General features: G+C 32.6%; 31 protein-coding genes. 21 read left to right on the top strand and 10 right to left on the bottom strand.

The features are described from left to right. Positions 1-63: 63 nt before the first annotated feature. Positions 64-2,268: a RecQ family ATP-dependent DNA helicase gene (locus ABW636_RS13140; protein WP_367590487.1), complete on the bottom strand. Its 2,205-nt coding sequence runs from the start codon at positions 2,266-2,268 to the stop codon at positions 64-66. A gap of 255 nt (positions 2,269-2,523) precedes the next feature. Between ABW636_RS13140 and ABW636_RS13135 the strand changes: the two genes are divergently transcribed. The 6 genes from ABW636_RS13135 (at position 2,524) to ABW636_RS13110 (ending at position 6,623) form a co-directional block, all read left to right on the top strand. After that, positions 2,524-3,471, top strand: a complete 948-nt coding sequence (locus ABW636_RS13135; protein ID WP_445012689.1) for a KpsF/GutQ family sugar-phosphate isomerase — start codon at positions 2,524-2,526, stop codon at positions 3,469-3,471. Next, on the top strand, positions 3,471-4,307 hold the full coding sequence (gene tatC / locus ABW636_RS13130) for a twin-arginine translocase subunit TatC (RefSeq protein ID WP_367590485.1): 837 nt from the start codon (positions 3,471-3,473) through the stop codon (positions 4,305-4,307). The genes ABW636_RS13135 and tatC overlap by 1 nt, the downstream gene beginning before the upstream one ends. Beyond that, positions 4,304-4,654 (top strand): carboxymuconolactone decarboxylase family protein, encoded by a 351-nt coding sequence (locus ABW636_RS13125; protein ID WP_367590484.1) that lies wholly within the window; start codon positions 4,304-4,306, stop codon positions 4,652-4,654. The genes tatC and ABW636_RS13125 overlap by 4 nt, the downstream gene beginning before the upstream one ends. Positions 4,655-4,737: 83 nt before the next feature. Then, positions 4,738-5,478 (top strand): LPS export ABC transporter ATP-binding protein, encoded by a 741-nt coding sequence (gene lptB / locus ABW636_RS13120; RefSeq protein ID WP_367590483.1) that lies wholly within the window; start codon positions 4,738-4,740, stop codon positions 5,476-5,478. A gap of 61 nt (positions 5,479-5,539) precedes the next feature. Next, positions 5,540-6,193: an NAD(P)H-dependent oxidoreductase gene (locus ABW636_RS13115; protein WP_367590482.1), complete on the top strand. Its 654-nt coding sequence runs from the start codon at positions 5,540-5,542 to the stop codon at positions 6,191-6,193. A 277-nt stretch (positions 6,194-6,470) separates the two neighbouring features. Further along, positions 6,471-6,623, top strand: coding sequence for a hypothetical protein (locus tag ABW636_RS13110; protein ID WP_367590481.1), 153 nt, complete (start codon positions 6,471-6,473; stop codon positions 6,621-6,623). A gap of 42 nt (positions 6,624-6,665) precedes the next feature. Here ABW636_RS13110 and ABW636_RS13105 read toward each other — a convergent pair whose 3' ends face one another. Beyond that, positions 6,666-7,433, bottom strand: a complete 768-nt coding sequence (locus ABW636_RS13105; RefSeq protein WP_367590480.1) for a CDP-alcohol phosphatidyltransferase family protein — start codon at positions 7,431-7,433, stop codon at positions 6,666-6,668. Positions 7,434-7,593: 160 nt separating this feature from the next. Between ABW636_RS13105 and lnt the strand changes: the two genes are divergently transcribed. The 8 genes from lnt to ABW636_RS13065 all read left to right on the top strand — a co-directional run bounded on the left by lnt (position 7,594) and on the right by ABW636_RS13065 (position 15,899). Continuing rightward, positions 7,594-9,171, top strand: coding sequence for an apolipoprotein N-acyltransferase (lnt, locus tag ABW636_RS13100; RefSeq protein WP_367590478.1), 1,578 nt, complete (start codon positions 7,594-7,596; stop codon positions 9,169-9,171). Between the two features lie 90 nt (positions 9,172-9,261). Next, complete coding sequence (locus tag ABW636_RS13095; RefSeq protein WP_367590477.1) at positions 9,262-11,130, top strand: ABC-F family ATP-binding cassette domain-containing protein; 1,869 nt, start codon at positions 9,262-9,264, stop codon at positions 11,128-11,130. A gap of 15 nt (positions 11,131-11,145) precedes the next feature. Then, entirely contained in the window at positions 11,146-11,712 is a 567-nt protein-coding gene (locus tag ABW636_RS13090) for a hypothetical protein (protein WP_367590476.1), read from the top strand. A 170-nt stretch (positions 11,713-11,882) separates the two neighbouring features. Then, the gene (locus ABW636_RS13085; RefSeq protein ID WP_367590475.1) at positions 11,883-12,515 is read left to right on the top strand and encodes a Crp/Fnr family transcriptional regulator; all 633 of its coding nucleotides are present in this window, start codon (positions 11,883-11,885) and stop codon (positions 12,513-12,515) included. A 65-nt stretch (positions 12,516-12,580) separates the two neighbouring features. Further along, entirely contained in the window at positions 12,581-13,378 is a 798-nt protein-coding gene (locus ABW636_RS13080; RefSeq protein WP_367590474.1) for a sulfite exporter TauE/SafE family protein, read from the top strand. 101 nt (positions 13,379-13,479) lie between these two features. Continuing rightward, positions 13,480-14,892 carry an MBL fold metallo-hydrolase gene (locus ABW636_RS13075; protein WP_367590473.1) on the top strand — a complete coding sequence of 471 codons (1,413 nt, stop codon included), beginning with the start codon at positions 13,480-13,482 and terminating at the stop codon, positions 14,890-14,892. A 33-nt stretch (positions 14,893-14,925) separates the two neighbouring features. Continuing rightward, complete coding sequence (locus ABW636_RS13070) at positions 14,926-15,483, top strand: YeeE/YedE family protein (RefSeq protein WP_445012688.1); 558 nt, start codon at positions 14,926-14,928, stop codon at positions 15,481-15,483. Between the two features lie 2 nt (positions 15,484-15,485). Then, a complete protein-coding gene (locus ABW636_RS13065) occupies positions 15,486-15,899 on the top strand; it encodes a DUF6691 family protein (RefSeq protein WP_367590472.1) in 414 nt (137 codons plus the stop codon). On the opposite strand, the gene ABW636_RS13060 is transcribed toward ABW636_RS13065, so the two are convergent. The 4 genes from ABW636_RS13060 to ABW636_RS13045 form a co-directional block, all read right to left on the bottom strand. Then, complete coding sequence (locus tag ABW636_RS13060) at positions 15,888-16,892, bottom strand: 2-hydroxyacid dehydrogenase (RefSeq protein ID WP_367590471.1); 1,005 nt, start codon at positions 16,890-16,892, stop codon at positions 15,888-15,890. The two genes, ABW636_RS13065 and ABW636_RS13060, sit on opposite strands and share 12 nt — an antisense overlap. Further along, entirely contained in the window at positions 16,873-17,550 is a 678-nt protein-coding gene (locus tag ABW636_RS13055; RefSeq protein WP_367590470.1) for a hypothetical protein, read from the bottom strand. Before ABW636_RS13055 ends, ABW636_RS13060 begins: the two co-directional genes overlap by 20 nt. Positions 17,551-17,909: 359 nt before the next feature. Further along, positions 17,910-18,212, bottom strand: a complete 303-nt coding sequence (gene hpf / locus ABW636_RS13050) for a ribosome hibernation-promoting factor, HPF/YfiA family (RefSeq protein WP_367590469.1) — start codon at positions 18,210-18,212, stop codon at positions 17,910-17,912. Positions 18,213-18,337: 125 nt separating this feature from the next. Continuing rightward, positions 18,338-18,724, bottom strand: coding sequence for a hypothetical protein (locus ABW636_RS13045; RefSeq protein WP_367590468.1), 387 nt, complete (start codon positions 18,722-18,724; stop codon positions 18,338-18,340). Between the two features lie 148 nt (positions 18,725-18,872). Between ABW636_RS13045 and ABW636_RS13040 the strand changes: the two genes are divergently transcribed. Both ABW636_RS13040 and ABW636_RS13035 read left to right on the top strand, forming a co-directional pair. Then, complete coding sequence (locus ABW636_RS13040) at positions 18,873-19,142, top strand: heavy-metal-associated domain-containing protein (protein WP_367590467.1); 270 nt, start codon at positions 18,873-18,875, stop codon at positions 19,140-19,142. Between the two features lie 13 nt (positions 19,143-19,155). After that, on the top strand, positions 19,156-19,338 hold the full coding sequence (locus tag ABW636_RS13035) for a hypothetical protein (RefSeq protein ID WP_367590466.1): 183 nt from the start codon (positions 19,156-19,158) through the stop codon (positions 19,336-19,338). Positions 19,339-19,508: 170 nt separating this feature from the next. Here the strand turns inward: ABW636_RS13035 and ABW636_RS13030 are convergent, their stop codons facing one another. The 4 genes from ABW636_RS13030 to ABW636_RS13015 all read right to left on the bottom strand — a co-directional run bounded on the left by ABW636_RS13030 (position 19,509) and on the right by ABW636_RS13015 (position 21,508). Continuing rightward, the gene (locus ABW636_RS13030; protein ID WP_367590465.1) at positions 19,509-19,910 is read right to left on the bottom strand and encodes a rhodanese-like domain-containing protein; all 402 of its coding nucleotides are present in this window, start codon (positions 19,908-19,910) and stop codon (positions 19,509-19,511) included. Positions 19,911-19,919: 9 nt separating this feature from the next. Further along, on the bottom strand, positions 19,920-20,234 hold the full coding sequence (locus ABW636_RS13025) for a rhodanese-like domain-containing protein (protein ID WP_367590464.1): 315 nt from the start codon (positions 20,232-20,234) through the stop codon (positions 19,920-19,922). Between the two features lie 122 nt (positions 20,235-20,356). Then, the gene (locus ABW636_RS13020; RefSeq protein WP_367590463.1) at positions 20,357-20,983 is read right to left on the bottom strand and encodes a thioredoxin family protein; all 627 of its coding nucleotides are present in this window, start codon (positions 20,981-20,983) and stop codon (positions 20,357-20,359) included. Positions 20,984-21,007: 24 nt separating this feature from the next. Beyond that, positions 21,008-21,508: a TlpA family protein disulfide reductase gene (locus tag ABW636_RS13015; RefSeq protein WP_367590462.1), complete on the bottom strand. Its 501-nt coding sequence runs from the start codon at positions 21,506-21,508 to the stop codon at positions 21,008-21,010. A gap of 264 nt (positions 21,509-21,772) precedes the next feature. Here ABW636_RS13015 and ABW636_RS13010 point away from each other — a divergent pair, with 264 nt between their 5' ends. The 5 genes from ABW636_RS13010 to trpD all read left to right on the top strand — a co-directional run bounded on the left by ABW636_RS13010 (position 21,773) and on the right by trpD (position 26,219). Further along, the gene (locus tag ABW636_RS13010; RefSeq protein WP_367590461.1) at positions 21,773-22,234 is read left to right on the top strand and encodes a MarR family winged helix-turn-helix transcriptional regulator; all 462 of its coding nucleotides are present in this window, start codon (positions 21,773-21,775) and stop codon (positions 22,232-22,234) included. Between the two features lie 29 nt (positions 22,235-22,263). Further along, on the top strand, positions 22,264-22,827 hold the full coding sequence (locus ABW636_RS13005) for a YceI family protein (protein WP_367590460.1): 564 nt from the start codon (positions 22,264-22,266) through the stop codon (positions 22,825-22,827). A 287-nt stretch (positions 22,828-23,114) separates the two neighbouring features. After that, the gene (locus ABW636_RS13000) at positions 23,115-24,512 is read left to right on the top strand and encodes an anthranilate synthase component I family protein (protein WP_367590459.1); all 1,398 of its coding nucleotides are present in this window, start codon (positions 23,115-23,117) and stop codon (positions 24,510-24,512) included. 49 nt (positions 24,513-24,561) lie between these two features. Next, a complete protein-coding gene (locus ABW636_RS12995) occupies positions 24,562-25,134 on the top strand; it encodes an anthranilate synthase component II (protein WP_367590458.1) in 573 nt (190 codons plus the stop codon). An 89-nt stretch (positions 25,135-25,223) separates the two neighbouring features. Beyond that, positions 25,224-26,219 (top strand): anthranilate phosphoribosyltransferase, encoded by a 996-nt coding sequence (gene trpD / locus ABW636_RS12990; RefSeq protein ID WP_367590457.1) that lies wholly within the window; start codon positions 25,224-25,226, stop codon positions 26,217-26,219. The last annotated feature ends 17 nt before the right edge of the window (positions 26,220-26,236 follow it).

Genomic DNA, 26,236 nt, shown 5'->3' with positions numbered 1-26,236 from the left:
TTATAAACTTACACTTGAAACGGAACTATTTTATTACTAAATAAAGTTTTTTCCAAACTCTATCTAATTCGCTACTTCACTAATAAATTTAATACGATATAGACGTAGCTCTTCATCATCATAATCACCATCAAACTCTTCTATTGCAACATCAATCTTATCATTTTCTGCTTCTAGAAAGTATTCATGGATCTCTTCTTGCTGATCTTCATCAAGAACTTCATCTACCCAATAATCTATATTAAGTTTTGTACCACTATATACAATTGCCTCCATTTCTTTTATGAACTCTGTCATATCCATCCCTTTTGCCGCTGCTATATCATCAAGAGGTAGTTTACGATCTACATTTTGTATGATGTATAGTTTAAGTCCACTATTGGCTCCTGTGCTTTTAACCACAAAATCATCGGGCCTCATAATATCATTTTCTTCTACATACTTTCCTATGAGAGCGACAAATTCTTTTCCGTATTTTTTTGCTTTTCCTTCTCCTACTCCATGAACATTTCCGAGTTCTTCCATAGAAATAGGATATTTCAAGGCCATATCATCGATCGATGGGTCTTGAAACACCACAAATGGAGGAACACCTAACTTTTTTGCTACTTTTTTGCGCAGATCTCTTAGCATACTTGCTAATTTATCATCGCCTCCTCCTTTATTGCCAGATTTTGCAGCGGTAATTATAGAATCATCTGTTGTCTCATCATACACATGATCTTCTGTCATCATAAAACTAACAGGGTTATCAATAAACTCTTTTCCTGCCTTAGTAATTCTAATTACACCATAGGTCTCTATATCTTTTCTTAAGTATCCAGACACTAATACCTGTCGAACCAACGCCATCCAGTACTTATCTTCTCTATCTTTACCTGTACCAAAAAATGGTTGTTCATGTGTTTTATGAGAAATAATGAGCGCATTACTTTTTCCTACCAGCGTATTCACCAAATCTTTTGATTTATAAATCTCTCCTGTTTTGGAAACTACCTTAAGAAGTAATTTTACCTCATCTTTTGCTTCTATTTTCTTTTTTGGGTTACGCACATTATCATCCATATCTGCACCTTCCCCATTTTTGTCATCAAACTCTTCTCCAAAATAATGAAGTATAAATTTTCTTCTGGATATTGATGTTTCTGCAAAAGCAACTATTTCTTGTAAAAGTGCATGACCAATTTCCTGCTCTGCAACAGGTTTACCGCTCATAAACTTTTCTAGTTTCTCGATATCTTTATAGGCATAGTACGCCAAACAATGTCCTTCTCCTCCATCACGACCTGCACGACCTGTTTCCTGGTAGTAACTCTCTATACTTTTGGGCATATCATGATGGATAACAAAACGCACATCTGGTTTATCTATACCCATTCCAAAAGCAATTGTAGCAACCACCACATCTACATCCTCCATCAAAAACATGTCTTGGTGTTTTGCTCTTGTTTTAGCATCTAAACCTGCATGATATGGTACTGCTTTTACACCATTTACCTCTAAAGTTTGCGCTAACTCTTCTACTCTCTTTCTACTTAGACAGTATATAATACCGCTTTTCCCTCCATTTTGTTTTACAAAACGAGTAATATCTGCATCTACATTTTTTGTCTTGGGGCGTATTTCATAAAATAAATTAGGTCGATTAAAAGATGCTTTAAATGTATTGGCATTACTCATGCCTAAATTTTTAAGAATATCTTCTTGTACCTTGGGAGTTGCAGTTGCAGTAAGTCCTATAATTGGTATCTCTGATCCAATTCGCTGTATGATATTACGTAGATTTCTGTATTCGGGTCTAAAGTCATGCCCCCACTCACTTATACAATGCGCTTCATCAATAGCTAAAAAAGATATTTCCTGAGATTTCAGAAAATCAACATATTCTTCTTTGGTTAATGATTCTGGAGCCACATATAACAGTTTGGTAACTCCATCAATAATATCTTCCTTTACTCTTTTAACTTCAGATTTGTTAAGGGAAGAATTAAGCACATGAGCTATTCCATCTATAGATGAAATACCACGAATTGCATCTACTTGATTTTTCATCAAGGCTATCAAAGGTGACACTACGATAGCGGTACCTTTACACATCAAAGCAGGAAGTTGGTAGCATAGGGATTTCCCTCCTCCTGTAGGCATTATCACAAAAGTATTTTGCTTGTTAAGAATACTTTGTATTACCTTTTCCTGTAATCCTCTAAATTGACTAAATCCAAAGTGGGTTTTTAATGCACTTTGCAAGTCAGTTTCATTCAAACTCATTAAACCTTTTACTTTTATATCCAATTAAATAAAGAATCTATAACACCAAAACCTATTTCCCCAAATACAGATTTAGTGCATTTTACATTTTAATTTCACATGTCAAAGATAAGCAAAGCAGAACTTTAAATGCTTTTTTTTATGACTATTTAAAATTAATTAGGTATTGCATACCTTTGCGCATATTAAAGATAATAAAATCTTTAATTAAATAACACACAAAATTATTAAATTTTGAACACCCAAGAAACTATAATGGCCTATGCCAAAAAAACAATTGCTGAAGAAGCTCGTGCAATTGCATATCTGGAAGAACTTATTGACAATGAGTTTTCTAAAGCTATTGAAACCATACACAACTCTAAAGGTAGAGTAATTATAACCGGCATTGGCAAAAGTGCGATTATAGCTACCAAAATTGTAGCTACAATGAACTCTACAGGCACTCCTGCTGTTTTTATGCATGCTGCAGATGCCATTCACGGTGACTTAGGTACTATCCTGGAAGATGACATTGTTATTTGCATCTCTAAAAGTGGTAACACACCAGAAATTAAAGTATTAGTACCTCTGATCAAAAATTTTAAAAACACTTTGATTGGTATTACTGCCAACAAAGATTCTTTTCTTGGTCAGGAAGCTGACTTTACACTTCATGCCTATGTAGAAAAAGAAGCTTGTCCTAACAACTTAGCTCCTACTACCAGTACTACGGCACAGCTTGTTATTGGTGATGCTATTGCGGTTTGTTTGCTACATTTACAAGGGTTTTCGAGTCGTGATTTTGCAAAATACCATCCGGGAGGTGCATTAGGAAAAAAATTATATCTAAGAGTAAGTGATATTACAGCCAGAAACGAAAAACCAGAAGTGTCGCTAGATTCTAATATTAATACGGTTATTGTAGAAATGACCGAAAAAAGACTTGGAGCTACAGCAGTGACCGAAAATGGAGTTATACAGGGTATAATTACAGATGGAGATCTTCGTAGAATGCTTACAACAAACACAGCTTCTTTTGATGGGTTGACTGCCAAAGATATTATGTCACCTAACCCTAAAAGTATTGATAATAATGCAATGGCAATCGATGCTCTTGAAAAACTTGAAGAATATTCTATTTCTCAATTATTAGCTGAGGAAGACGGAAAGTACGCAGGTTTTTTGCATATTCATGATTTAATGAAAGAAGGTATTATATAATGGCTATAGGTACAAACAAGGACCCGCAATCAATGTCTTTTCTAGATCATTTAGAAGAACTTCGTTGGCATCTAATTCGAGCTACCGTTGCAGTACTTATCGCTGCTACCTCCGCATTTATTGCAAAAGAATTTATTTTTGATATTATCATTTTTGGTCCTAAAAAACCTGATTTTCCAACATATAAAGGGTTATGTCATATATCAAGATTATTAGGGTTTGATGAAGGACTTTGTTTTAAAGAACTCCCTTTTAGTGTACAAAGCAGAAAAGTTGCTGGGCAATTTTCTGTTCATATATGGACCTCTATAACAGCAGGCTTTATTATTGCTTTTCCTTACGTTATCTATGAGTTTTGGAAATTCATTGCTCCTGCCATGTATGATAAAGAAAGAAAATACTCTAAAGGTTTTATCCTTGTATGTTCTTTTTTATTCTTTCTAGGTGTTCTTTTTGGGTATTATGTAATTACCCCTTTGTCCATTAATTTTCTAGGAGGATATCAGGTAAGCAAAGAAGTACTTAACGAATTCGACATAGACAGTTATATTGCCTTGGTAAGGGCCTCTGTAATTGCATGTGGTCTTATTTTCGAACTCCCGGTGATTATGTTTTTTCTTACCAAAGTAGGTTTAGTAACCCCTGAGTTTTTAAGAAAATATCGAAAATTTGCTTTGGTTATCGTATTAATCCTTTCTGCTATTATTACACCTCCTGATATAGCAAGTCAGGTTATTGTTGCAATTCCCGTTCTTGTATTATATGAAGTAAGTATCTTTATTTCGAAAGCAGTTATTAAAAAAGAAAATAAAAAACTACAAAAACTTTCTAAATGAGCACAATCGTAGAAGAATTTAATGCCTATAGAGAAAAAATGAATTCTCGTATTCTTGAGGATAACAACAAAGTAATCAAAAGAATTTTTAATTTGGATACCAATGCATTTACCGAGGGAGCTTTGGATGTCAAAACCAAAGAATTATTGGGCTTGGTAGCTTCTGCTGTTTTACGTTGTGATGATTGTGTTCGCTACCATCTGGAAACTTGCCATAAAGAAGGGTTATCTAAGGATGAAGTAGTCGAAGCTTTAAGTATTGCAACACTAGTGGGAGGAACTATTGTAATACCACATTTGAGACGTGCTTATGAATTTTGGGATGCATTAGAAGCAAAAACCAATTAAACCTGGCATCAAGGTTAAAAAGAATAATGTAAATTTACCGATCCAAAATAGCAACACCTCAACGGCAAAGAAGTCATTCTAATATGAAATTACAAGCAGAAAATTTAATAAAAGCCTATAAAGGAAGAAAAGTAGTAAAAGGAATCTCTTTAGAAGTTAATCAAGGAGAGATCGTCGGGCTTTTAGGACCAAATGGAGCAGGAAAAACCACATCTTTTTATATGATTGTTGGGTTGGTTAAACCAAATGGAGGAAAAATCACCTTAGACAATACCGATATTACAAAATATCCCATGTATAAAAGAGCTCAAAATGGTATCGGTTATTTGGCACAAGAAGCTTCTGTTTTCAGAAAACTTAGTATCGAAGATAATATTTTGAGTGTGCTACAACTTACCAAGCTTTCTAAAAAAGAACAACTTCATAAAATGGAAGCACTTATAGAAGAGTTTGGCCTGGGGCATATTCGTAAAAACAGAGGAGACTTATTAAGTGGTGGGGAACGACGTCGTACAGAAATTGCGCGAGCCCTGGCAACAGATCCTAATTTCATACTTCTGGACGAGCCTTTTGCAGGAGTTGACCCGGTTGCTGTAGAGGACATACAACGTATTGTAGCGCAGTTAAAAAACAAAAATATAGGGATTTTGATTACAGATCACAACGTACAGGAAACACTAGCCATAACAGACAGAACTTACCTTATGTTTGAAGGTAGCATCCTTAAAGCAGGAATACCAGAAGAGCTAGCAGAAGATGAAATGGTACGTAAAGTGTACTTAGGTCAAAACTTTGAGTTGAGAAAGAAAAAACTTAGCTTCTAGACATTTTTTATATTTTCTTTTTATAGAAAAAACACTAGATTAATAGTGTTATTTAATCCTTATGAAGATCGAAACAAAACTAAATATCTTAGTTATTAATTGTAGTCAACGAGATGATTCTAAAAGTTTAGAAGTTTCTAAATACATTCAAAAAAACGTTTTAAAAGCTATCTCAAACTTATCTTCTTCTATTTTAGATTTATCATTGCATCCATTCTTATTAGATCACTATGGATATGGTCGTGAAAACGACAATGTATTAATGGATAAAGACAAAAAAGAAGTACTTGATCGACTTTATGCATGTGATGCTACCATATTTGTAGTTCCCGAATGGGGAGGCATGATCCCTCCTGCCCTTGTAAACTTACTATTACTATGTGCCTATGGTTCTGCTCAAGGATTGCCTCTTGGTCATAAACCAGGGTTTATTGTAGGAGTTTCTGCTTCTGGTGGAGGAACCTACCCTATTTCTCTTTTAAAAGGATATGCAGCTAAAAACAGTCATTTAACATGGACACCATTACATACAATAATCTCTAACGTAGAAGATTTTTTAAAACATGACTGGTCTCCAAAAGATAACCATAGATTTTCTCAGGTTCAATCTAGATTGGTAACAGGGATAGAGAGCCTAATTATTTATGCAAACAAATTGAAAGAAGTTCGCAGTGAATTAGTTTCTTTATCCAAAATACACCCTTTTGGACAATAATTCCTTGTTTTTTTATCGTTGTCTAAACAAAAAGGAAGTTTTATATCCTCTCTTTAGTATTACTACCTCACTTTCAAAGGATATCATATTATAAAATATGCAATTTCATACACTCTATTCTCTTTTCTATTAGCAAAAACCAATTTAGAAACATCAAAATTCATAATATCACAATTTTAATCACAAACTAAAAACACTCATATTCAATTCATCCTATATAGCTTATATTTAAATCATTAACAACTTAAAACTAGTATTCACATCAAATTTTTAAATCATGTTAAAAAGCATTTTAAATTTAAAAGAAGTTCAGATTTTAGAAAAGCAACAACAACGAGAAATCAATGCTGGTAATTGGTATATCGATTGTAGTTTAAGTCAAAATCTACAACACCCATGCTGTATAGTAGGATCTTCTGTTTGCGGTTAGACAGTCTTAAAATGCGAGCAAACTTTTAGAACAAGAAGCAGGCTAGTCCTGCTTTTTTTTATACTCATCACCAAATATTAATGATAATACTATATAAAGTAAAATAACACAAGGAATGGCAACAAATTTTAAAAATATCAATAGAACAATTGTAAGTAATAAAAATATGTAGCGTATTTTATTCTCTGAAAAACTCCAGGTTTTAAATTTTAAAGCAAATAAGCTAATTTCTGCATTCAATAAATAACAACTTAATAATGTTAGTCCTATCAAAAACCATCTATTAAGAATAATTTCATGAATCCATGCTTCTTGCTGATAAATGAGTATAAGCGGCAAGCTAATTATCAGTAAAGTATTTGCAGGGGTTGGCAATCCTATAAATGATGTAGTTTGACGTGTATCAATATTAAATTTAGCCAATCGATATGCAGAAGCTAGTGTAATTAACAATCCTAATAAAGGCAAATAAGATATACAAGAATCAGACAAAGGCTCTTCAGAATTCCAGGAGCTAGAAACCACATAAAATGGTTTCTCAAAAACTTGTGTAAGCAATTGGTACATTACAATTCCTGGCACCACCCCACTAGTTACCATATCTGCCAATGAATCGAGCTGCAATCCTAATTCGCTCCTAACATCTAATATACGGGCTGCCAAACCATCAAAAAAATCAAAACCTATCCCCAGTAACACAAAAAGAGCAGCAAGTTGTAAATGTCCTTGTACTGCAAAAATAACAGCAATAGAGCCACAAAAAAGATTGAGCAAAGTAATAAAATTAGGAACATGCTTTTTGATAGACATAAATTGGATTTTTTGTAAAAATAATAAACTATTCGAGTCTACTAACATAGTTTTAAAATAACAGTATCTAAGCTTAACAAAAAAGAAGCATTCAATTTTATTTTTTGTAACCAAATAAGTTTAATTTCGTTATTATTATATAGCGATTATACAACTATTTATGAAAAACATTCTGTTTGCTATCCTGACCGGATTGTTACTCGCCATAAGCTGGCCAACATATGGTTTCCCATTATTCTTATTTTTTGGATTTGTACCTTTATTAGTAGCAGAACATAGCATTCGCTATAATAGATACAGTAAAACCAATCTTTTTGGACTTGCATACACTTCATTTTTCGTATGGAATATCATAACCACTTGGTGGATTTATAATTCTACTCCAATCGGCATGTGGATTGCAGTGCTTGTTAACAGTCTATTAATGACTATCGTTTTTTTGATATACCATATCGTAGCAAAAAGAGCAACTTTTTCTATTGCAAGTCTATTTTTGATTTGCTTTTGGATGGCCTTCGAATATTTTCATTTGCAATGGCAAGTATCATGGCCCTGGTTAAACTTAGGTAACGGATTTGCAAACTTCACTTCTTGGATACAATGGTATGAATATACGGGTACTTTTGGAGGAACTCTTTGGGTTTGGGTTGTAAATATTGGAATATATAAAAGCATATTACTATTTATCGAACATAAAGATAAATCTATACTATATCGATCGATACTTCGTAATGGATTAATAATCCTAATTCCTATCCTGATTTCTATTATTCTATTAAAGACCTATACAGAAAAAGGCAAAACTATAGAAGTTGTCATTCTACAACCTAATATCAACCCTTATACAGAAAAATACAATACTAGTGATGATCGTATTGGTACCTTATTAACATCATTGACTCAAAAAGCCACTACCTCTTCAACAGATTTTATTATTGCTCCAGAAACAGTGTTTGCAGATAATAATAGATTAACTAATTTTTCTAATTCGATCGCCAAGAAAACTGCTCAAAAAATATTAACATCATACCCTAATGCAAATTTCTTATCTGGGATATCGCTTATAGACGTATTTAACGACCCCAAAAGGATACGTAAACAAACTAACATTTATAAAGAAAATGTTTTTTATGATGATTACAACTCTGCTTTTTTTGTAAGCCCTGATGGCAACAATGAATTATACCATAAATCAAAGTTGGTTGTAGGGGTAGAAAATTTCCCGTATCAAAGTGTTCTTAAACCAATTCTTGGAGATGCCATGATAGACCTTGGTGGTACCGTTGCCAAAAAAACTACTCAAGAAGACAGAGAAGTATTTTTTAGTAAAGATGATGTGGGGATTGCTCCTTTAATTTGCTATGAAAGTATTTATGGCGAGTTTGTAACGGGCTACATTAGAAATAATGCAGACTTTTTAGCAATTATTACTAACGATGCGTGGTGGGGAAATACGCAAGGACACCAACAGCACCTATCATTTGCTAAGCTTAGAGCAATAGAAACTCGTAGAAGTATCGCCCGTAGTGCCAATACAGGAATTTCTGCCATTATAGATCAAACCGGAAATATTACCTCATCTCTTGGTTATGAAAAACAAGGAGTATTAAAAGGTACACTTATCACAAATGACAAAGTAACTTTCTATGTAAAAGCAGGAAACTATTTGGCCAGAATTGCTGTTTTTCTGTCTATTGGTATTTTTCTTTTCACGATAACACGGCGAAGGAATCATTAAATACTGTTTATTCTTACAAATAAAGTTTCTTTAAAACTTTGTTTCTATCTAACCTAGAAACCTTGTACCTTTACGTCTTTATATAAAATTGTGAATTACGTATCAGTAGAAAATATAGCAAAATCCTTTGGAGAACGTATTCTCTTTAAGGGTATCTCTTTCGGTATTAATGAAGGCCAAAAAATTGGTTTTGTAGCCAAAAACGGAACTGGAAAAACATCGCTTCTAAATATTATTGCAGGTGACGAAGAACCCGATGAAGGTCAAGTCGTTTATCGTAAAAACTTAAAAGTAGCATTCCTACCGCAAGAACCAAATTTAGACCCCAATCTTACCATTGAGCAAACCATCTTTGCATCAGACAATGAAATACTTCGGGTAATTGATACGTATGAAAAAGCACTTCAAAACCCAGAAGATACAGAAGCTTACCAACATGCATTTGAACAAATGGATGCCAATAATGCCTGGGACTTTGAAACACAATACAAACAAATTCTCTTTAAACTAAAGCTAGATGACCTAAGTAAAAAAGTAAGTGACCTATCCGGAGGACAAAAAAAACGTCTTGCACTTGCTAATATTTTATTAAGCAAACCCGAATTACTATACCTGGATGAGCCTACCAACCATTTGGATTTAGAAATGATCGAATGGTTAGAAGAGTATTTTGCAAAAGAGAACTTTACACTATTTATGGTCACTCATGACCGTTATTTTCTTGAAAATGTATGTAATGAAATCGTAGAATTAGAGAACGGTCAACTCTATAGCTACAAAGGGAATTATGCGTACTATTTGAACAATAAAGAGGCAAGAATTGCTAATGAGCAAATTACTACGGAAAAGGCAAAACAACTTTATAAAAAGGAACTAGACTGGATGCGAAGACAGCCAAAAGCTCGTACTACCAAATCTAAATCTAGGATCGATGATTTCTATGAAATCAAAGAACGAGCACACAAACGCCGTAATGATCATGAAGTACAACTCGAAATTAATATGGAACGTATGGGTAGTAAAATACTCGAGCTTCATAAAATTTCTAAAAGTTATAATGATCTTCTACTATTAGATAAATTCGAATATGTCTTCAAAAAAGGAGAGCGAGTTGGTATTATTGGTAAAAATGGTACAGGAAAATCTACTTTTTTAAATATGATTACCGGTGCAACTACCCCCGATCACGGTAAAATTGTTATCGGTGACACCATCAAATTTGGGTATTACACCCAAAAAGGCATTACAATTAAGGAAGGGCAAAAAGTAATCGAAGTAATACGAGAGTTTGGAGATTATATTCCACTAAAAAAAGGCAGACAAATCTCTGCTCAGCAATTATTAGAACGTTTTCTTTTTGATCGCAAAAAACAATATGATTTTGTAGAAAAACTTAGTGGTGGGGAACGAAAAAGGCTTTATTTGTGCACCGTTTTAATTCAAAATCCTAACTTTCTAATTCTCGATGAACCTACTAACGACCTCGATATTGTTACTTTAAATGTACTCGAAAACTTTTTGTTGGATTTCCCAGGATGTTTGATGGTAGTTTCACACGATCGATATTTTATGGATAAAATTGTAGATCACCTATTTGTTTTTAAAGGCAAAGGAGTCATACAAGATTTTCCTGGTAATTATACAGACTATCGAATTTATGAGAGTAGCAAAGAGCCTGAAGTCAAAATAGAAACTCCTACAGAGCCAAAGGTTAAAAACTCATGGAAAAAAGATAATAAAACCGCTCTATCCTATAATGAGCAAAAAGAGTTTAATAGAATTGAGCGAGATCTTAAAAAATTAGAGCTTCGAAAAAAAGAAATTGAAAACCTATTTGCCCAAGGAGATCTGGAAGGCGATAAAATTAATGAAGAATCACAAAAGCTTCAGAAGATTATACAAGATATCGAAGATAATGAAATGAGATGGTTAGAACTTTCTGAAAAGATGGAAGGTTAATTTCAATTAAAATATATGCTATTTCGAATTAAGGAATATTTCAGATTTCTGATCAAATCAACCAATCAACATGGGGTACACTCACCTTTTGTATATTCTTTGGTTACCAAATGTTTCTACAATCGTAAAAAAAAAACGTCTTATTCTCTTATCAAATCGATTTATAAACAACAAAACAAACCATCTCTTAGCTACAAACACCTTACCCTATTGGATCGATTACTATCTTATTTAAGATATAAAAATGTTTTACTATTAGAAAATACACCCCATCTTATTCAACAAATTATCTCACTTAATAATCAAGTTACAGTTTCTCGCAAAATAGATAAAAGCAACTATGATCTAATATATCTGGATGTATCACAATGTGTACCTATCCAACTTGACACCTTATTCTCTAAAACTCATAATGATTCTTTACTATTATGCAACAAAATACACCAAACCAAAGAGAATGTAACCATCTGGAATATGATTAAAAAGCATCCTAGTGTAACGGTTACTATAGATACTTATAGGCTAGGGTTTGTATTTATTAGACAAGAACAGGTAAAAGAACATTTTGTAATTAGGTTATAACCAAGGCAAAAGCATTGATTGATAAAGAATATAGAGAAAAGGTACTATGTTTTTAAATGCTTTTTCCCTGGCAATTATAGCATTTTTAGCCATAGCGAAATGGACAAAATATATGAATTAGGTTATCGAGAAAGTAAAAAGCAGTTAGATCCATATAAAACCAAACAAAAATGACACAAGAGCTACAAGAAAACTATGCCTCCTATTTTGAAAAAGAGTTACTCGAAGAGATTAATCAAACAGGAACTTTTAAAAAAGTTACTACAGGGGTTGAACTTATTAGACCTGGCAGCTACATCAAATCAATGCCATTGATCATTAACGGTGCTATTAAAATAATGAGAGAAGATGATAATGGAGATGAGCTTTTATTATATTTCCTGGAACGAGGAGATACTTGTGCCATTACTTTATCATGTTGTATGGGGCACCAAAAGAGTGGTATCAAAGCAATAGCAGAAACTGATGTAAAATTAATTATGATTCCTATTGAAAAAATGGAAGAATGGACCGCAAAATACAAAACTTGGAGAAACTTTGTTTTTGATAGCTACCATAATCGTCTTATGGAGGCTTTTGAAACCATCGACAGCATTGCTTTTTTAAACATGGATAAAAGATTACTTAAATATCTTAAAGATAAAATGAAAGTAAATGATACTGCTATTTTAAGAAATACACATCAACAAATTGCATACGACTTACATACATCCCGAGTTGTGATATCAAGACTACTAAAGAAACTTGAAAATGATAATAAAATAAAATTAAACAGAAATAATATAGAAATTATAAATCTTTAGACTTAATGTAACTAATGTTACTGAAATCATTATTCGCTGATGGTATTTTTGCCAAAAGCAATTGAATGGAAGCTATAGAGTTTATAGGGTATTTTGGGGCATTATTTATTGGTATTGTATTGGGTTTAATTGGTAGTGGAGGGTCGATTTTAACAGTCCCTATTTTTGTCTATTTATTACATATACCCCCTATAACTGCTACTGCATATTCTCTCTTTGTGGTAGGAGTAACGGCATTTGTTGGTGCTATTAATAATTTTAAAAAAGGACTAATTAATATTCGTACTGCAATTGTATTTTCGATCCCCGCTTTTATAACTGTTTACTTAACAAGAAAATACTTGGTATCTGCAATACCTAATAAGTTATTTTCTATCCAAGAATTTATCTTTACAAAAGACATAGCAATAATGATATTTTTTGCAATCATCATGCTTTTTGCCTCATTTTCAATGATTAAAAAAAGAAAAGAAGCTTTAAAAAAAGAAATGGTTGTTTCTTATAATTATCCTATCATTATAATAGAAGGCATACTTGTAGGTGCCCTAACTGGTATTGTTGGGGCGGGAGGTGGTTTTTTAATCATTCCTGCATTGGTGCTTTTTGCCAAACTACCTATGAAAGAAGCTGTCGCAACATCACTATTAATAATTGCAATTAAATCAATAATTGGATTTATGGGCGATATAGAAAATCTTATGATAGAATGGAATTTTTTGTTAGTATTTAGTATAATCTCAATAATAGGTATATTCATAGGAATGTATCTCTCTAACTATGTAAATGGTAAAAAACTGGAAAAAGGATTTGGGTGGTTTGTTTTAAGTATGAGTATTTATATCCTTATAAAGGAATTAATGTAACACACCCCAAATAACTAAAACAAAAGTAACAAATTACTGTAATCAGCTATACTTTATTTTAGAATGCAATCCTCTTATTAAATTTTAAAAAAACAGAAATCATGAAAATAGAGCAAATTTATACCGGATGCCTCGCTCAAGGGGCATACTATATAGAAAGTAATGGCGAAGCTGCAATTATAGACCCGTTAAGAGAAGTAAGCCCCTATATCGAAAGAGCTAAAAATGATAATGCAAAAATCAAATATATCTTTGAGACTCATTTTCATGCAGATTTTGTAAGTGGTCATGTTACACTTGCCAAAGAAACCGGCGCAATGATTATTTATGGCCCTAATGCTAATCCTATTTTTGATGCAGTAATAGCAAAAGATGAACAAGAGTTTATACTTGGTAACCTAACAATAATTGCACTTCATACGCCTGGACATACTATGGAGAGTACTACTTATTTACTACGAGATGAAAATGGTAAAGATCATGCTATTTTTAGTGGCGACACCTTATTTTTGGGGGATGTGGGACGCCCTGATCTTGCACAAAAAGCAGCTGATATGACACAGGAACAATTAGCAGGAACACTGTATGATAGTTTACGAAATAAAATAATGCCATTGGCAGATAACGTCGTAGTATATCCTGCTCATGGTGCAGGTTCTGCATGTGGAAAAAATATGATGAAAGAAACCATAGATACGTTAGGTAATCAAAAGCAAATAAACTATGCATTACGTGCAGATATGACTCGACGAGAGTTTATAAAAGAAGTAACAGACGGTTTATTACCACCTCCATCTTATTTTCCTTTAAATGTCAAATTGAACAAAGAAGGATATGAAGATATTGATGTTGTTATAGAAAGAGGAACAAAACCCTTGTCAATAGAAAACTTTGAAGTATTGGCAAATGAATCAGGAGCTATTATACTTGATGTAAGAGACAAGACTGAATATGTAAAAGGACATATTCCTAGATCAATATTTATAGGATTGGATAGTACTTTTGCTCCATGGGTAGGAGCTTTAATTGCAGATGTAAAACATCCAATACTATTAGTTACTCCAAAAGGGCGTGAAGAAGAAACAATCACTCGATTATCTAGAGTGGGGTTTGATAACACATTGGGCTATTTGGATGGGGGTTTTAATCAGTGGAAAGAAGCATCAAAAGAATATGATACGATAGATACTATTACTGCATCAGATTTTGAAAATATTGTTCTGTCTAATGAAGTTCCCGTTTTTGATGTGCGAAAAGAAAGTGAATTTAGTGCCGAGCATGTGGATAAAGCTGTAAATACTCCTTTAAGATTTATAAATGATCATATGAAAGATTTTCCGAGTGATAAAACTTTCTATCTTCATTGTGCAAGTGGTTACCGGTCAGTAATTGCTGCATCAATTTTAAAGAGCCGCGGTATTCACAATATGATAGATATTACCGGAGGCTTTAATGCAATAATGAAAACTGGTGTTAAGACCACTGATTATGTGTGCTCAAACAGACTAAAATAAAAGGTAAAACCTGAAAAACAAAATCTTAAAAATATGAATTGGATATACGAACCATGGCCCTGGTATATTTCGGGTCCCTTAATCGCTTTTACTCTGTTTTTATTACTCATGACAGGTAAAAAGCTAGGAATGTCTTCAAACTTAAAAACATTGTGTACCATTTGTGGTGCAGGAAAAACTGTAGATTTTTTTAGGTTTGATTGGAAAGCACAACGATGGAATCTCATTGTGGTTTTAGGGGTCATTTTAGGAGGCTTTTTAGCAAGCACCTATCTATCACATGATGTCCCTGTAAAAATAAATCCAGTACTTATTTTGGATCTTGAAAAAAAAGGGTTTGCCGATGCAGGAGAAGCATATTTACCAGCTAAATTATTCTCTAATGAAGTACTAACCGATCCAAAAGGTATCTTAATACTAGTCATTGGGGGTATATTAGTAGGTTTTGGAGCCCGCTATGCTAATGGCTGTACTTCTGGTCATGCAATTTCTGGATTAAGCAATTTACAGTTACCATCTCTTATTGCCGTTATAGGTTTTTTTATAGGCGGTTTAACAATGATTCATTTTATTTTCCCTTTAATTTTTTAATTATGCGCTCAATTATATATTTACTGATAGGAATTTTCTTTGGAGTAGTATTATTTAAATCTGAAGTAGCTTCGTGGTTTAGAATCTATGAAATGTTTACTTTTAAATCATTTCATATGTACGGTATAATTGGTTCTGCTATTTTACTAGGGATGATCTTCATAATGTTCATCAAAAAAAAGAAAATAAAATCTATTGATGGTGAAGAAATTTATATTTCGCCAAAAGATAAGGGTTTTAACAGATATATGTTTGGCGGAATTATCTTTGGATTGGGATGGGCACTAGCAGGTGCTTGTCCTGGGCCAATGTTTACACTACTCGGTGCTGGTTATCTACCTATCCTAATCGTAATTTTATCTGCTATTCTAGGCACTTTTTTATATGGATTGGTAAAAAGTAAGTTACCTCACTAAATCTATTACCAGTTCGTTTTGGGCAGTTTCTCCTAGGTTCCAACTTCTAATAGCATCAAAAGTTGCCTTGGCAATTTTCGTCAAGGCTTCATTGGTAGCAAATGCCTGATGAGGAGTAATCAAAACATTAGGAAGACTAATAAGCTTTTGTAATATGTTATCTTTCAGCTTATCTTTTGAATGATTATAAAAGAAAATACCATTTTCATTTTCATATACATCTGCCCCATAAGCCGCAATGCTTTTTAGTTCTAAGGCTTTGATGATATCTTTTGTATGCACTACCCCACCTCTGGCTATATTTATTAATATTGCACTTCGCTTCATATATCCTATGATTTTTGCGTCGATCAAGTGATGAGTTTGGGATGTTAATGGTACGCATAAAAACACAACATCTGATTGTTTCGCCAATTGTGCTAAATCACTATATATAATCTGATAATTATGTATTAAATTTTTATCTTCATAAAGATCATTGGCAATAATATTACATCCAAAACCACTGGCAATCTTTGCTATTACTTTACCTATTCTTCCGGTGCCTATAATTCCTACTATTTTATTGTTTAAATCAAACCCTACCAGATTACTTAGCGAAAAATTATAATTCTGTACTTGCTCATGTGCTTTTAATATTTTGCGATTAAGTGTCAGCAATAAAGTAAAAGCATGTTCTGCAATGGCATAAGGAGAGTATCCGGCAGCATTAGCAACTTTTAACCCTAGTTTATTGGCTTTATATAGATTTACATTATCATAACCTGTAGATCTAAGCGTGATATACTTAACTCCGAAACTTTTAAGTTGTTCCAGAACTTTTGAGGATCCATCATCTGCCGAAAAAATTGATACAACATCAAAACCCAGCGCCAATTGAACGGTATCGGCACTAAGCCGATCTGGTATATACTTTATTTGAAATTGATCATTATTCTCTTTTTCTAAAAAAGGAATCTCAAAATCTTTAGCGCTATATATTAGGATTTTCATCTATATTAGATTCGATTATTAATAATTGTTGTTCTTTTAAGGCCCATATCAAAATTTTCACATAATCATTAACCGCCTTTTTTATATTTTCTGGTTCGGTAACATCTATGGATCCTCTCCAGATAATTTCCTTTTCTTTATCAGGACATATGCAGTATAAAGAAGATTGTGCATGAAAAATCTGGTATTCATTGTAGTAATCTTCTTGAAAATAAATATCCTGATTTTCGTAATAATCATTTCTAAAACTCTTAAAAGTCTTATCAAGATTTCTAGTTGCTGATAATACCGTTACTTTATCTTCGACACCTATTACCTTTGACAATAGTATTGCATCAAAACCTTCTTGAAGCAATTCTGTTTCTAGCTTCATCAACCCTTCTTCTGTTATAGGAGAATCCGCATAAAATCTTTCAAAAAAATCCAGACTCCTAAACGCATTAACATTATTTTCTCTTAATTCTGAAGTTAGTTTTTGCTCAAAAACCTTTCTATTGTCCAAATTAGGTGTGATACCAATCACAAAAACTTTCTTAGCTTCGAAAGTAGAAATGTCAGGGTTTTTCCAGTTTTCTATTAATTCGCTAGAGGAGCATCCGATCAGTAAAATAATACTAATCATATATGCATATGACTTATTTATATTTTTTAAGTTCATTTTTATTATATTTTAATATTATTTTATCCAATCTGTTTGTTACCATTTTTGAGGGTATTTTTAATTTCACTAATCTAATCGAGTAATTCCCTTTGATCTGAATGAGCAGATAAACTTTCTATATGAAGTGTTTTGGCTTCAACGAGATAATATTTGTCATATACCCTTATTTCATTAGCCCCTTCCTACAACTCCCTACCTCTATCTCTTCTTGCCTAATATCTTACTAATAAAGGTGGATGTAATAGTTTCATCAAGTTGTTTTTAGATATTATAATACCATTATAAATGATACATCTATTTCATTTTTTCAATGATATTTAAAGTATGGTTAATATCTATTTTTCATTTTTTATGCTTTACATATAAGGTTTCATTTCCCCTTTTCTCTTTTTGAGCTGTTTTTCTATATCATCAAGTGTTTCTTTAAAAGCCAATTCATAGTTCTTTGCGTTGGATGTTGCATATATTTTTGGTCCTGGTAAACTTAGTTCCAAATCACAAATCTTTCCTTCTCCTTTGGGGTCATTCTCTTTTTTAAAAAACACGTTGGATTTAATTACCCAATCATATTTTTTATATATCTTATTTAGTTTTTCTCGTACATATGCTTCCAGAGTTTCACTTACTGGTATTTGTACAAATTGAATATTAATTTTCATACTACTTTATTATTTTAACGATTCATGATTTTTTCTTTATTGTGTATCTGTTTTTCAAAAACTAAAACTCACTAGCAAACGAAACATACCATTTGTTTTTAATACTTGTTGATGGACAACAATATTTAGTAAGGCACTAATTCGTATGCTCTATTTAATAAGAATACTCCTGCCAAAAACAGTAGCACATACAATATCTGAACAAGTTTTATATTGATAAATTTCAGCCACTTTATGGTTGCTATAGGAAAAACAAACAACAATAGACCTAAACCTAAAGCTATCCATCCGATCGAAGTAATGATGAATTTCCAATTTGACTCCCATATATTATGCAGTAATATGTTAATCAACCCAATAACAATAGCTATAAAAGAGGTAATAATTAAAAACTTCTGATCTTTAAGGTTTTCAAAAACTTCTTTAATTCTAGATGGATTAAAACTAAGAACGAAGAAAAAAACGATCAGATACCAGCCCCAAAATTTAGCTAAAAAAACAGATACATCCATTGAAAAATATTTGATTATTACCTCAAAAGTAATAGCCTATGAGTTTTTAAAAAATGACATCAATCAGTAACGATCCTGATATTTATCATAGGATTCGGCATTTTGTTCTTCTACTTTGTCAACATCTTAATTTTATACATATAAACACATGAAAACTACAGTTGCTATACAGAATCTAAAATGTGGCGGATGTGAAAGTACTATTGCAAGAAAAATTCATAAACTACCTGGTATTAAAGACATTTCTATAAATGTAGATACGCGCACCATATCTTTTAGTTATGAAACTAATGATGGGCTTGAAAACGTTCAAAAGGAATTAACTAAATTCGAATATCCCACAAAAGGTGATTCCAACCCAATAGTAGCAAAAGCAAAGTCTTACATGAATTGCTCTATAGGTAAAGTGAATAAGTAATATGCAATACACCATGAAAGAACAAATACAAAAGAAAACATCATCTAATACCATATATGGATTAGGGTTTATAGGAGCGGCCGTTTATTTTATCGGTACTGCCACTAGTTTCTGGGCAGGAGTTTTGGGATTATTAAAAGCTCTTGTTTGGCCTGCAATTATAATCTATGAAGTACTTAAATTTATGAATGCCTGAAATATCTACAGATCAGTTCATTGTTTTACATTAATACAACTTGTAGAAATTGTTTATGAATAGTCTAAAATCTTGTAACAAAAAACTTGAACTCTTTTGCTTCAAGCACATATTAAAACAACAAAACCCCTTTTTCAAGGGGTTTTGTTGTTTTTTAAGGTATTAATGTACTAATCCATCGTCGTAGGTTTTCCTTTAAACTTCCATTCAGAAATTCCTCCATCCAGATCATATATTTTGGTAAATCCTGCTTTTTTCATAAATGCAGAACACTTATTACTTCTTTTACCTCTACCGCAGTAAATTGCCACAGGTTTGGTTTTATCTATTGTAGAAATCAAATCTGTAAAATTTGAGGCCCAAAAATCTATATTGGTAGCTCCTTCTATATGACCTTCGGCATATTCTGAAGAAGTCCTAATGTCTATAAGTTGTATTTTTTCCATTTTTAACAAAGAATCCATTTCTTTTACAGAAATTAATTCTACTATAAAAGTATCTTCTTTTGTTTGTTTACAACTAGCAAACAACAATGAAGAAAACAACAATAAAAAAAGGAAACTCTTGCTCATGGATATAACTTATTCTACTACTTCACCATCCCAATTCATAAAACCTCCTACAAGGTTATAGGTAGTATCAAATCCCATTTGTTCCATCAACGCACATGCTTGGGCACTACGTGCTCCAGAACGACAATAAACATAATAATTTTTAGATTTATCAAGCTTTTCTACTTCATCCAAAAATTCTTGTCCTAAACGAATATCTATATTACGCATTTTTGGGATATAACCATCTTCTACTTCTTCTTCTGTTCTTACATCCAAAATTACCGCATTTTCATCGGTAGCGATTTGTTCTTGCCATTCTTCTTGTGTGATATCTTCTGCCATTTAAAAAAATATATTAATTAAAACTTCATTACTACAACACTATATTGTAATTATTACAAAGATAGTGAGTCTTAAAGAAATTATATACTGTTGCTTTAACTTAATCAAAAAACAGACCAGTCTTATGCCTTAATACTACATCCAATTGCCTTGGTCACTTCTATGGGTACTTTTTTTCCTTCTAGAAGTGCATTGACCGCATCTTGTAAATATTTTGCTGTGGCAGCATCAGCATCTTTGTAGTTATTATCTATGGCCCCAATATACCTTACCACATTACCCTCTGCGGTATTTTCAAGAACATAGACATGAGGTGTTTTGGTAGCGCCGTATAGCGGATATATTTTTTGACCATCATCAAATAAATAAGGAAAAGTAAACCCTTTTTCTTTAGATCTTTTTTTCATATTGTCAAAACTATCACCAGGATATGCTTTTGAGTTATTAGGGTTAATAGCGATAACTGGATACCCTTTGGCTTTAAACTCTTTATCCAATGCTATTATTCTATCCTCGTATGCAACAGAATATGGACAATGATTGCATGTAAAAATCAAAATAAATCCTTTTGCTTCTTCATAATTTGCCAAAGACACAAAAGAGTCATCAACATTTTTAAGGTTAAAATCGGTGGCAACATCTCCTATCGAATACCCTTTACTCATTTTAGGATTCGATACTTTATCCAATGCAAAAGCACTTACTGCAATTACAAAGGTTACGATAACTAAAATTTTTAATGTTTTCATTTTTTCTAAAGCTTTAGTTATTTACTATAATACTTTTTTTAATTCTTTTTCTAGTTCATTATAGGTAAAAGACTGTTCATAAAAACGGCGTACACCTCCTTTATAAATAATTGTTGCAGGTATAGAGCCGGTCCAGTTAAGATTCACTTTTGGGATCCAGGAATTGGCATCTGGGTCATCTAACAAAACTACTTTGCTCTGTATCTTTTGCTTTTTTAAAAAAGGAATTAATTTGGATTCTACCTGATTGGGTACATCCAGACTTACCAGGATTACTTCTACCTTATCATCAGGATATCTACTATTTACTAATTCAAAATATGGTAATTCTGCCACACAAGGCTTGCACCAGGTTGCCCAAAAATTAATTATTCTCGTTTTCCCATCATTTCTATGGAGTAAAGGTGTAATCCCTTCAAAATCGTAGACAGGAATTTCTACTCCATCTCCATTAAAACTATCTGTACAAGTAAGCGTAGCAGTTTTTTCTCCTTTACAACCGACAAAAAAGATGATCAAAATCATATATAAAAAACACTTGTACATACTACTAATTTATCAAAACCATTAATTAAGCAAAAGGAAATTAACAGAGTTTCTGAATTTTATCTAAATTTTATCTAAAATATTCTTGGTCTATACTTTTAAAACCAACATTCATTAAACCAAACAACAATTATACTATGCAATCCACGATTAAATTCAATTTTAACAAAGAATTAATACAACCTTATCTTTTTTCAAACAAAAACCAACATACATTTGTATATACAAATTTTGTATAAACAATTGAGCATAGAAAAAATCATAAAAACAGAAGTCAAACTACCAGTTAATAGGAAGGTTATTATTAATCTTCTGTATACCGAAAACTGGATGATGGATAAAATTAACCTGGAGTTAAAACCATTTGATGTTTCGATACAACAGTTTAACGTACTTCGAATTTTAAAAGGTCAAAAAGGGAAACCTGCTAACCTTTCTACTATTCAGGAAAGAATGGTTACAAAAATGAGTAACACAACTCGTTTGGTAGACAAGCTAATCACCAAGAAATTTGTTTCCAGAATTACTTGTCCTTCTAATCGAAGAAAAGTTGAAATTACCATTACTCAACAGGGAGAAGATTTTTTAAAAAAAGTAAACCCTGTCATGGAAAAATTCGAGAACAACATCACATCTTCTCTTTCTCAAGAAGATTTAATCTTACTGGATCAATTACTAAATAAACTAAGAAATACTAATTACTAATTTATATAACCCTATTTAATTTTAAAATCATGAAAAACAAGCTAAAATTAATAATCGCACTTATCGTTGTTGCTTCTACAACTACTTTTGCTCAGAAAAAAGAAATCAAAACTTCAGAAAGCACGATTAATTGGACCGGTAAAAAAGTTACAGGATCTCATGCAGGAACTTTAAGTTTCTCTAGTGGATATCTAACTTTTGAAGGAGATCAAATTAGTGGTGGAGAATTTACTGTTGATATGACTTCTCTTACGGTTACAGATTTAAAAGCTGGAGCTGGAAAAGAAAAACTAGAAGGACACCTTAATTCTGATGATTTTTTTGGAGTTGCTAATCACAAAACTGCTAAGTTAACAATTAAAAAAGCGACCAAAGGAAAAGAAGGATATAGTATAGAGGGTAGTCTTACTATAAAAGGAAAAACAAACCCAATAACTTTTGATCTTGCAATCAAAGAAAACGCTGCTACCACCACATTAAAAGTAGATAGAACCAAGTATGACATCAAGTATGGATCAGGTAGTTTCTTTGACAATTTAGGAGACAAAACCATTAGTGATGAATTTGAGTTAGCTGTAAACTTAAAAATGTAATTATTTTATCTTCCTAATTGTAAAATAATTTATATATTTGGCTCAATATTTAAAAAAATGAAAGTAATCTTAACAAATAATTGGTGGTGGTCTTCTCTAAGCGAAAATGTCGTGATATAGATCCTATTGTTATAAGTTAAGTTAACATATCAAAGGCTTGTCAAATCACGACAAGCCTTTTTTTATTGCTTTTTTAAAGAAAAGCAAAACAAATAATATTATTTCTAAATGTTGCACAATAAAATAGTAACATGGCACATTAGAAAAATGATAAACAAACATGTAAAATGAGCTATACTCTAACCACACATTTCAAACAAGTTCTAGCAGATACTTTCACTCCTGTAAGTGTATATCTAAAGATTAGAGATCGTTTCCCCAACAGTTTACTTCTAGAAAACAATGATTATCGAGGTAGTGAAAACAGTTTTTCATATATCTGCTGCAATCCTATTGCTACCATTAAAATTGAAAACGAAACGATTTATCAATCTTTTCCTGACAAAAGTATCCAGAAAACACCGATAACAGAAAAGACCAACATTCCGCAGGTAATTGAACAATTTGGAAATCAATTTAAAACCACTCAAAGCGATTTTAAATTTATAAACAATGGCTTATTTGGATATATTTCCTATGATGCTGTTAGGTATTTTGAAGATATCAACATCTCAAAAAAAGAAAGCTCTCTAGACATACCCGATATGCAATACACGGTATATCAAAATATCATTGCTATCAGTAATTTTACTAATGAAGCCTATATTTTTGCTCATTGCTACAACTCAGAAAGTAACATCCCAGAAATAGAATCGCTGCTTAAAGTCAAGAATTTTGCTTCTTATAATTTTACTACTGTGGGTGATACCACATCAAACCTAAATGACGAACAATATAAAGAGCATGTCGCTCTTGCCAAAAAGCACTGTCATAGAGGAGATGTATTTCAATTGGTATTATCTAAGCGTTTCTCTCAGAAATTTAAAGGGGACGAGTTTAATGTGTATAGAGCCTTAAGAAGCGTTAACCCATCACCGTATCTTTTTTATTTTGACTATGGTGACTTTAAAATATTCGGAAGCTCTCCTGAAGCACAACTTGTTGTAAAGGACAATATTGCCGAAATCCACCCTATAGCAGGAACATTTAAGCGTACCGGAAATGATGAACAAGATGCAGAGCTTGCTAAAAAATTATCGGTCGATGAAAAAGAAAATGCAGAACATGTAATGTTAGTAGACCTTGCTCGTAATGACTTGAGCAGAAACGGAAGTAATGTTACTGTCGAAAACTATAGAGAAGTTCAGTTTTATTCGCATGTAATACATCTGGTAAGTAAAGTAACCGGAAAAAAGCATGACCACACTACTACCATGCAAGTGGTTGCCGATACTTTTCCTGCAGGAACATTAAGCGGAGCTCCAAAACACATGGCTATGCAATTAATAGAAAAGTATGAAACAGTAAATAGAGATTTTTACGGAGGTGCCATTGGGTTTATGGATTTCTCTGGCAACTTTAATCATGCCATTATGATACGTACATTTTTAAGTAAAAATCATCAACTGCATTGGCAAGCCGGTGCCGGACTGGTTAATAACTCTAAAGAAGAAAGCGAACTTCAGGAAGTATATAACAAATTAGGTGCACTCACAAAAGCATTAGAATTAGCAGAAGAAATATAAAAATATATCCAAAAGTTTGGAGGAAACTCTAAAACTAAAATAAAGAATAATGAGTAAAAAAATATTGGTAATAGATAATTACGATTCTTTCGTTTATAATCTGGTTCATTACCTAGAAGATTTGGGTTGTGAAGTGGTAGTAAAACGTAATGATCAACTACGATTAGAAGATGTAGCTCCTTTCGAAAAAATTCTACTTTCTCCAGGTCCGGGAATCCCAGACGAAGCTGGATTATTGAAAGATATTATTAATACCTATGCTGATAGCAAAAGTATTTTTGGGGTTTGCTTAGGACAACAAGCTATAGGAGAAGTATTTGGAGCAGGCCTAATCAATCTTAATGACGTATATCACGGTGTAGCTACCAATGTGACATTATCGGTTACAGATGAGCCTCTTTTCAAAGGTCTTGAAAACTCATTTGATGTGGGAAGATATCATTCGTGGGTAGTATCAGAAACCAATTTACCCGATTGCTTGCAAGTAACTTCATATGATCAAAATGGGCAGATTATGTCGTTACGACACAAAGAGTTTGATGTAAGAGGAGTGCAATTTCACCCAGAATCGGTATTAACTCCAGACGGAAAAAAAATGTTAGAAAACTGGATCAATAATTGATCTTTGGTATACAACAAATGATAACTAAGTATTAATTAAAAACAATCCCATACAAAAGTCTTTGTACAAAAAGGCTTAGGGTCCTGGTTATGAAAAATTTACTTAACAGATTAATCAATCATGAGACCATCTCTAAAGAAGAGGCAAAAAGTGTTTTGGTAGACATCTCTAAAGGAGAGTTTAATCAAAGTCAAATTGCATCTTTTCTTACAGTATATATGATGCGTAGCATTACTATAGAAGAACTCGAAGGTTTTAGAGATGCTTTATTAGAGCTCTGTATTGCGGTAGATCTAAAGGAGTATAATCCTATCGACCTTTGCGGTACAGGAGGTGATGGTAAAGACACGTTTAATATCTCTACCCTATCTTCTTTTGTGTCTGCAGGAGCCGGAATCAAGGTTACAAAACATGGTAACTACGGTGTTTCTTCAAAATGTGGTAGTTCGAATGTGATGGAACATCTGGGGATAAAGTTTAGTAATGACAAGGATTTTCTAAGACGTAGTATCGAAGAAGCTGGAATCTGTGTATTACACGCCCCATTATTTCATCCTGCTATGAAAAATGTTGCTCCTATACGAAGAGAATTAGGAGTAAAAACATTCTTTAATATGTTGGGGCCGATGGTAAATCCTGCTTTTCCAAAAAATCAAATGGTAGGTGTTTTTAATCTTGAACTAGCAAGGATGTATGGTTATCTTTATCAAAATACAGATAAAAACTTTACCATTGTTCATGCATTAGATGGGTACGACGAAATATCACTAACGGGAAGCACAAAAACAATTTCAAATCATACAGAAGGTATCTTAACTCCGCGAGATTTTGGAGTAGCTGCATTAAAGCAAAGTGAAATTTCTGGTGGTGACTCTATAGAGACATCGGCAAAAATATTTATGGATATTTTAAGTGGTAATGGAACCGAAGCTCAAAACAATGTGGTTTGTGCAAATGCAGGTATAGCTATTGCTACGGTAGAAGGCCTACAACCTAAGCAAGGATTTGAAAAAGCAAAAGAATCTTTGCTATCAGGCAAAGGGTTAGCTGCCTTAAAGAAAGTACAGGAATTAAGTAAAAATTAATTACCAACAAAACACTT

This window comes from Aquimarina discodermiae (assembly GCF_040786235.1).
Taxonomy (GTDB): Bacteria; Bacteroidota; Bacteroidia; order Flavobacteriales; family Flavobacteriaceae; genus Aquimarina.
This window is presented reverse-complemented; position numbering and strand designations above follow the sequence as displayed.

Bases quoted from the DNA above. Each gene is read 5' to 3' on its own strand.
- ABW636_RS13140 (WP_367590487.1), bottom strand. From the start codon at position 2,268: ATGAGTTTGAATGAAACTGACTTGCAAAGTGCATTAAAAACCCACTTT.
- ABW636_RS13135 (WP_445012689.1), top strand. From the start codon at position 2,524: ATGGCCTATGCCAAAAAAACAATTGCTGAAGAAGCTCGTGCAATTGCA.
- tatC (WP_367590485.1), top strand. From the start codon at position 3,471: ATGGCTATAGGTACAAACAAGGACCCGCAATCAATGTCTTTTCTAGAT.
- ABW636_RS13125 (WP_367590484.1), top strand. From the start codon at position 4,304: ATGAGCACAATCGTAGAAGAATTTAATGCCTATAGAGAAAAAATGAAT.
- lptB (WP_367590483.1), top strand. From the start codon at position 4,738: ATGAAATTACAAGCAGAAAATTTAATAAAAGCCTATAAAGGAAGAAAA.
- ABW636_RS13115 (WP_367590482.1), top strand. From the start codon at position 5,540: ATGAAGATCGAAACAAAACTAAATATCTTAGTTATTAATTGTAGTCAA.
- ABW636_RS13110 (WP_367590481.1), top strand. From the start codon at position 6,471: ATGTTAAAAAGCATTTTAAATTTAAAAGAAGTTCAGATTTTAGAAAAG.
- ABW636_RS13105 (WP_367590480.1), bottom strand. From the start codon at position 7,433: ATGTCTATCAAAAAGCATGTTCCTAATTTTATTACTTTGCTCAATCTT.
- lnt (WP_367590478.1), top strand. From the start codon at position 7,594: ATGAAAAACATTCTGTTTGCTATCCTGACCGGATTGTTACTCGCCATA.
- ABW636_RS13090 (WP_367590476.1), top strand. From the start codon at position 11,146: ATGCTATTTCGAATTAAGGAATATTTCAGATTTCTGATCAAATCAACC.
- ABW636_RS13085 (WP_367590475.1), top strand. From the start codon at position 11,883: ATGACACAAGAGCTACAAGAAAACTATGCCTCCTATTTTGAAAAAGAG.
- ABW636_RS13080 (WP_367590474.1), top strand. From the start codon at position 12,581: ATGGAAGCTATAGAGTTTATAGGGTATTTTGGGGCATTATTTATTGGT.
- ABW636_RS13075 (WP_367590473.1), top strand. From the start codon at position 13,480: ATGAAAATAGAGCAAATTTATACCGGATGCCTCGCTCAAGGGGCATAC.
- ABW636_RS13070 (WP_445012688.1), top strand. From the start codon at position 14,926: ATGAATTGGATATACGAACCATGGCCCTGGTATATTTCGGGTCCCTTA.
- ABW636_RS13065 (WP_367590472.1), top strand. From the start codon at position 15,486: ATGCGCTCAATTATATATTTACTGATAGGAATTTTCTTTGGAGTAGTA.
- ABW636_RS13060 (WP_367590471.1), bottom strand. From the start codon at position 16,892: ATGAAAATCCTAATATATAGCGCTAAAGATTTTGAGATTCCTTTTTTA.
- ABW636_RS13055 (WP_367590470.1), bottom strand. From the start codon at position 17,550: ATGAACTTAAAAAATATAAATAAGTCATATGCATATATGATTAGTATT.
- hpf (WP_367590469.1), bottom strand. From the start codon at position 18,212: ATGAAAATTAATATTCAATTTGTACAAATACCAGTAAGTGAAACTCTG.
- ABW636_RS13045 (WP_367590468.1), bottom strand. From the start codon at position 18,724: ATGGATGTATCTGTTTTTTTAGCTAAATTTTGGGGCTGGTATCTGATC.
- ABW636_RS13040 (WP_367590467.1), top strand. From the start codon at position 18,873: ATGAAAACTACAGTTGCTATACAGAATCTAAAATGTGGCGGATGTGAA.
- ABW636_RS13035 (WP_367590466.1), top strand. From the start codon at position 19,156: ATGAAAGAACAAATACAAAAGAAAACATCATCTAATACCATATATGGA.
- ABW636_RS13030 (WP_367590465.1), bottom strand. From the start codon at position 19,910: ATGAGCAAGAGTTTCCTTTTTTTATTGTTGTTTTCTTCATTGTTGTTT.
- ABW636_RS13025 (WP_367590464.1), bottom strand. From the start codon at position 20,234: ATGGCAGAAGATATCACACAAGAAGAATGGCAAGAACAAATCGCTACC.
- ABW636_RS13020 (WP_367590463.1), bottom strand. From the start codon at position 20,983: ATGAAAACATTAAAAATTTTAGTTATCGTAACCTTTGTAATTGCAGTA.
- ABW636_RS13015 (WP_367590462.1), bottom strand. From the start codon at position 21,508: ATGATTTTGATCATCTTTTTTGTCGGTTGTAAAGGAGAAAAAACTGCT.
- ABW636_RS13005 (WP_367590460.1), top strand. From the start codon at position 22,264: ATGAAAAACAAGCTAAAATTAATAATCGCACTTATCGTTGTTGCTTCT.
- ABW636_RS13000 (WP_367590459.1), top strand. From the start codon at position 23,115: ATGAGCTATACTCTAACCACACATTTCAAACAAGTTCTAGCAGATACT.
- ABW636_RS12995 (WP_367590458.1), top strand. From the start codon at position 24,562: ATGAGTAAAAAAATATTGGTAATAGATAATTACGATTCTTTCGTTTAT.
- trpD (WP_367590457.1), top strand. From the start codon at position 25,224: ATGAAAAATTTACTTAACAGATTAATCAATCATGAGACCATCTCTAAA.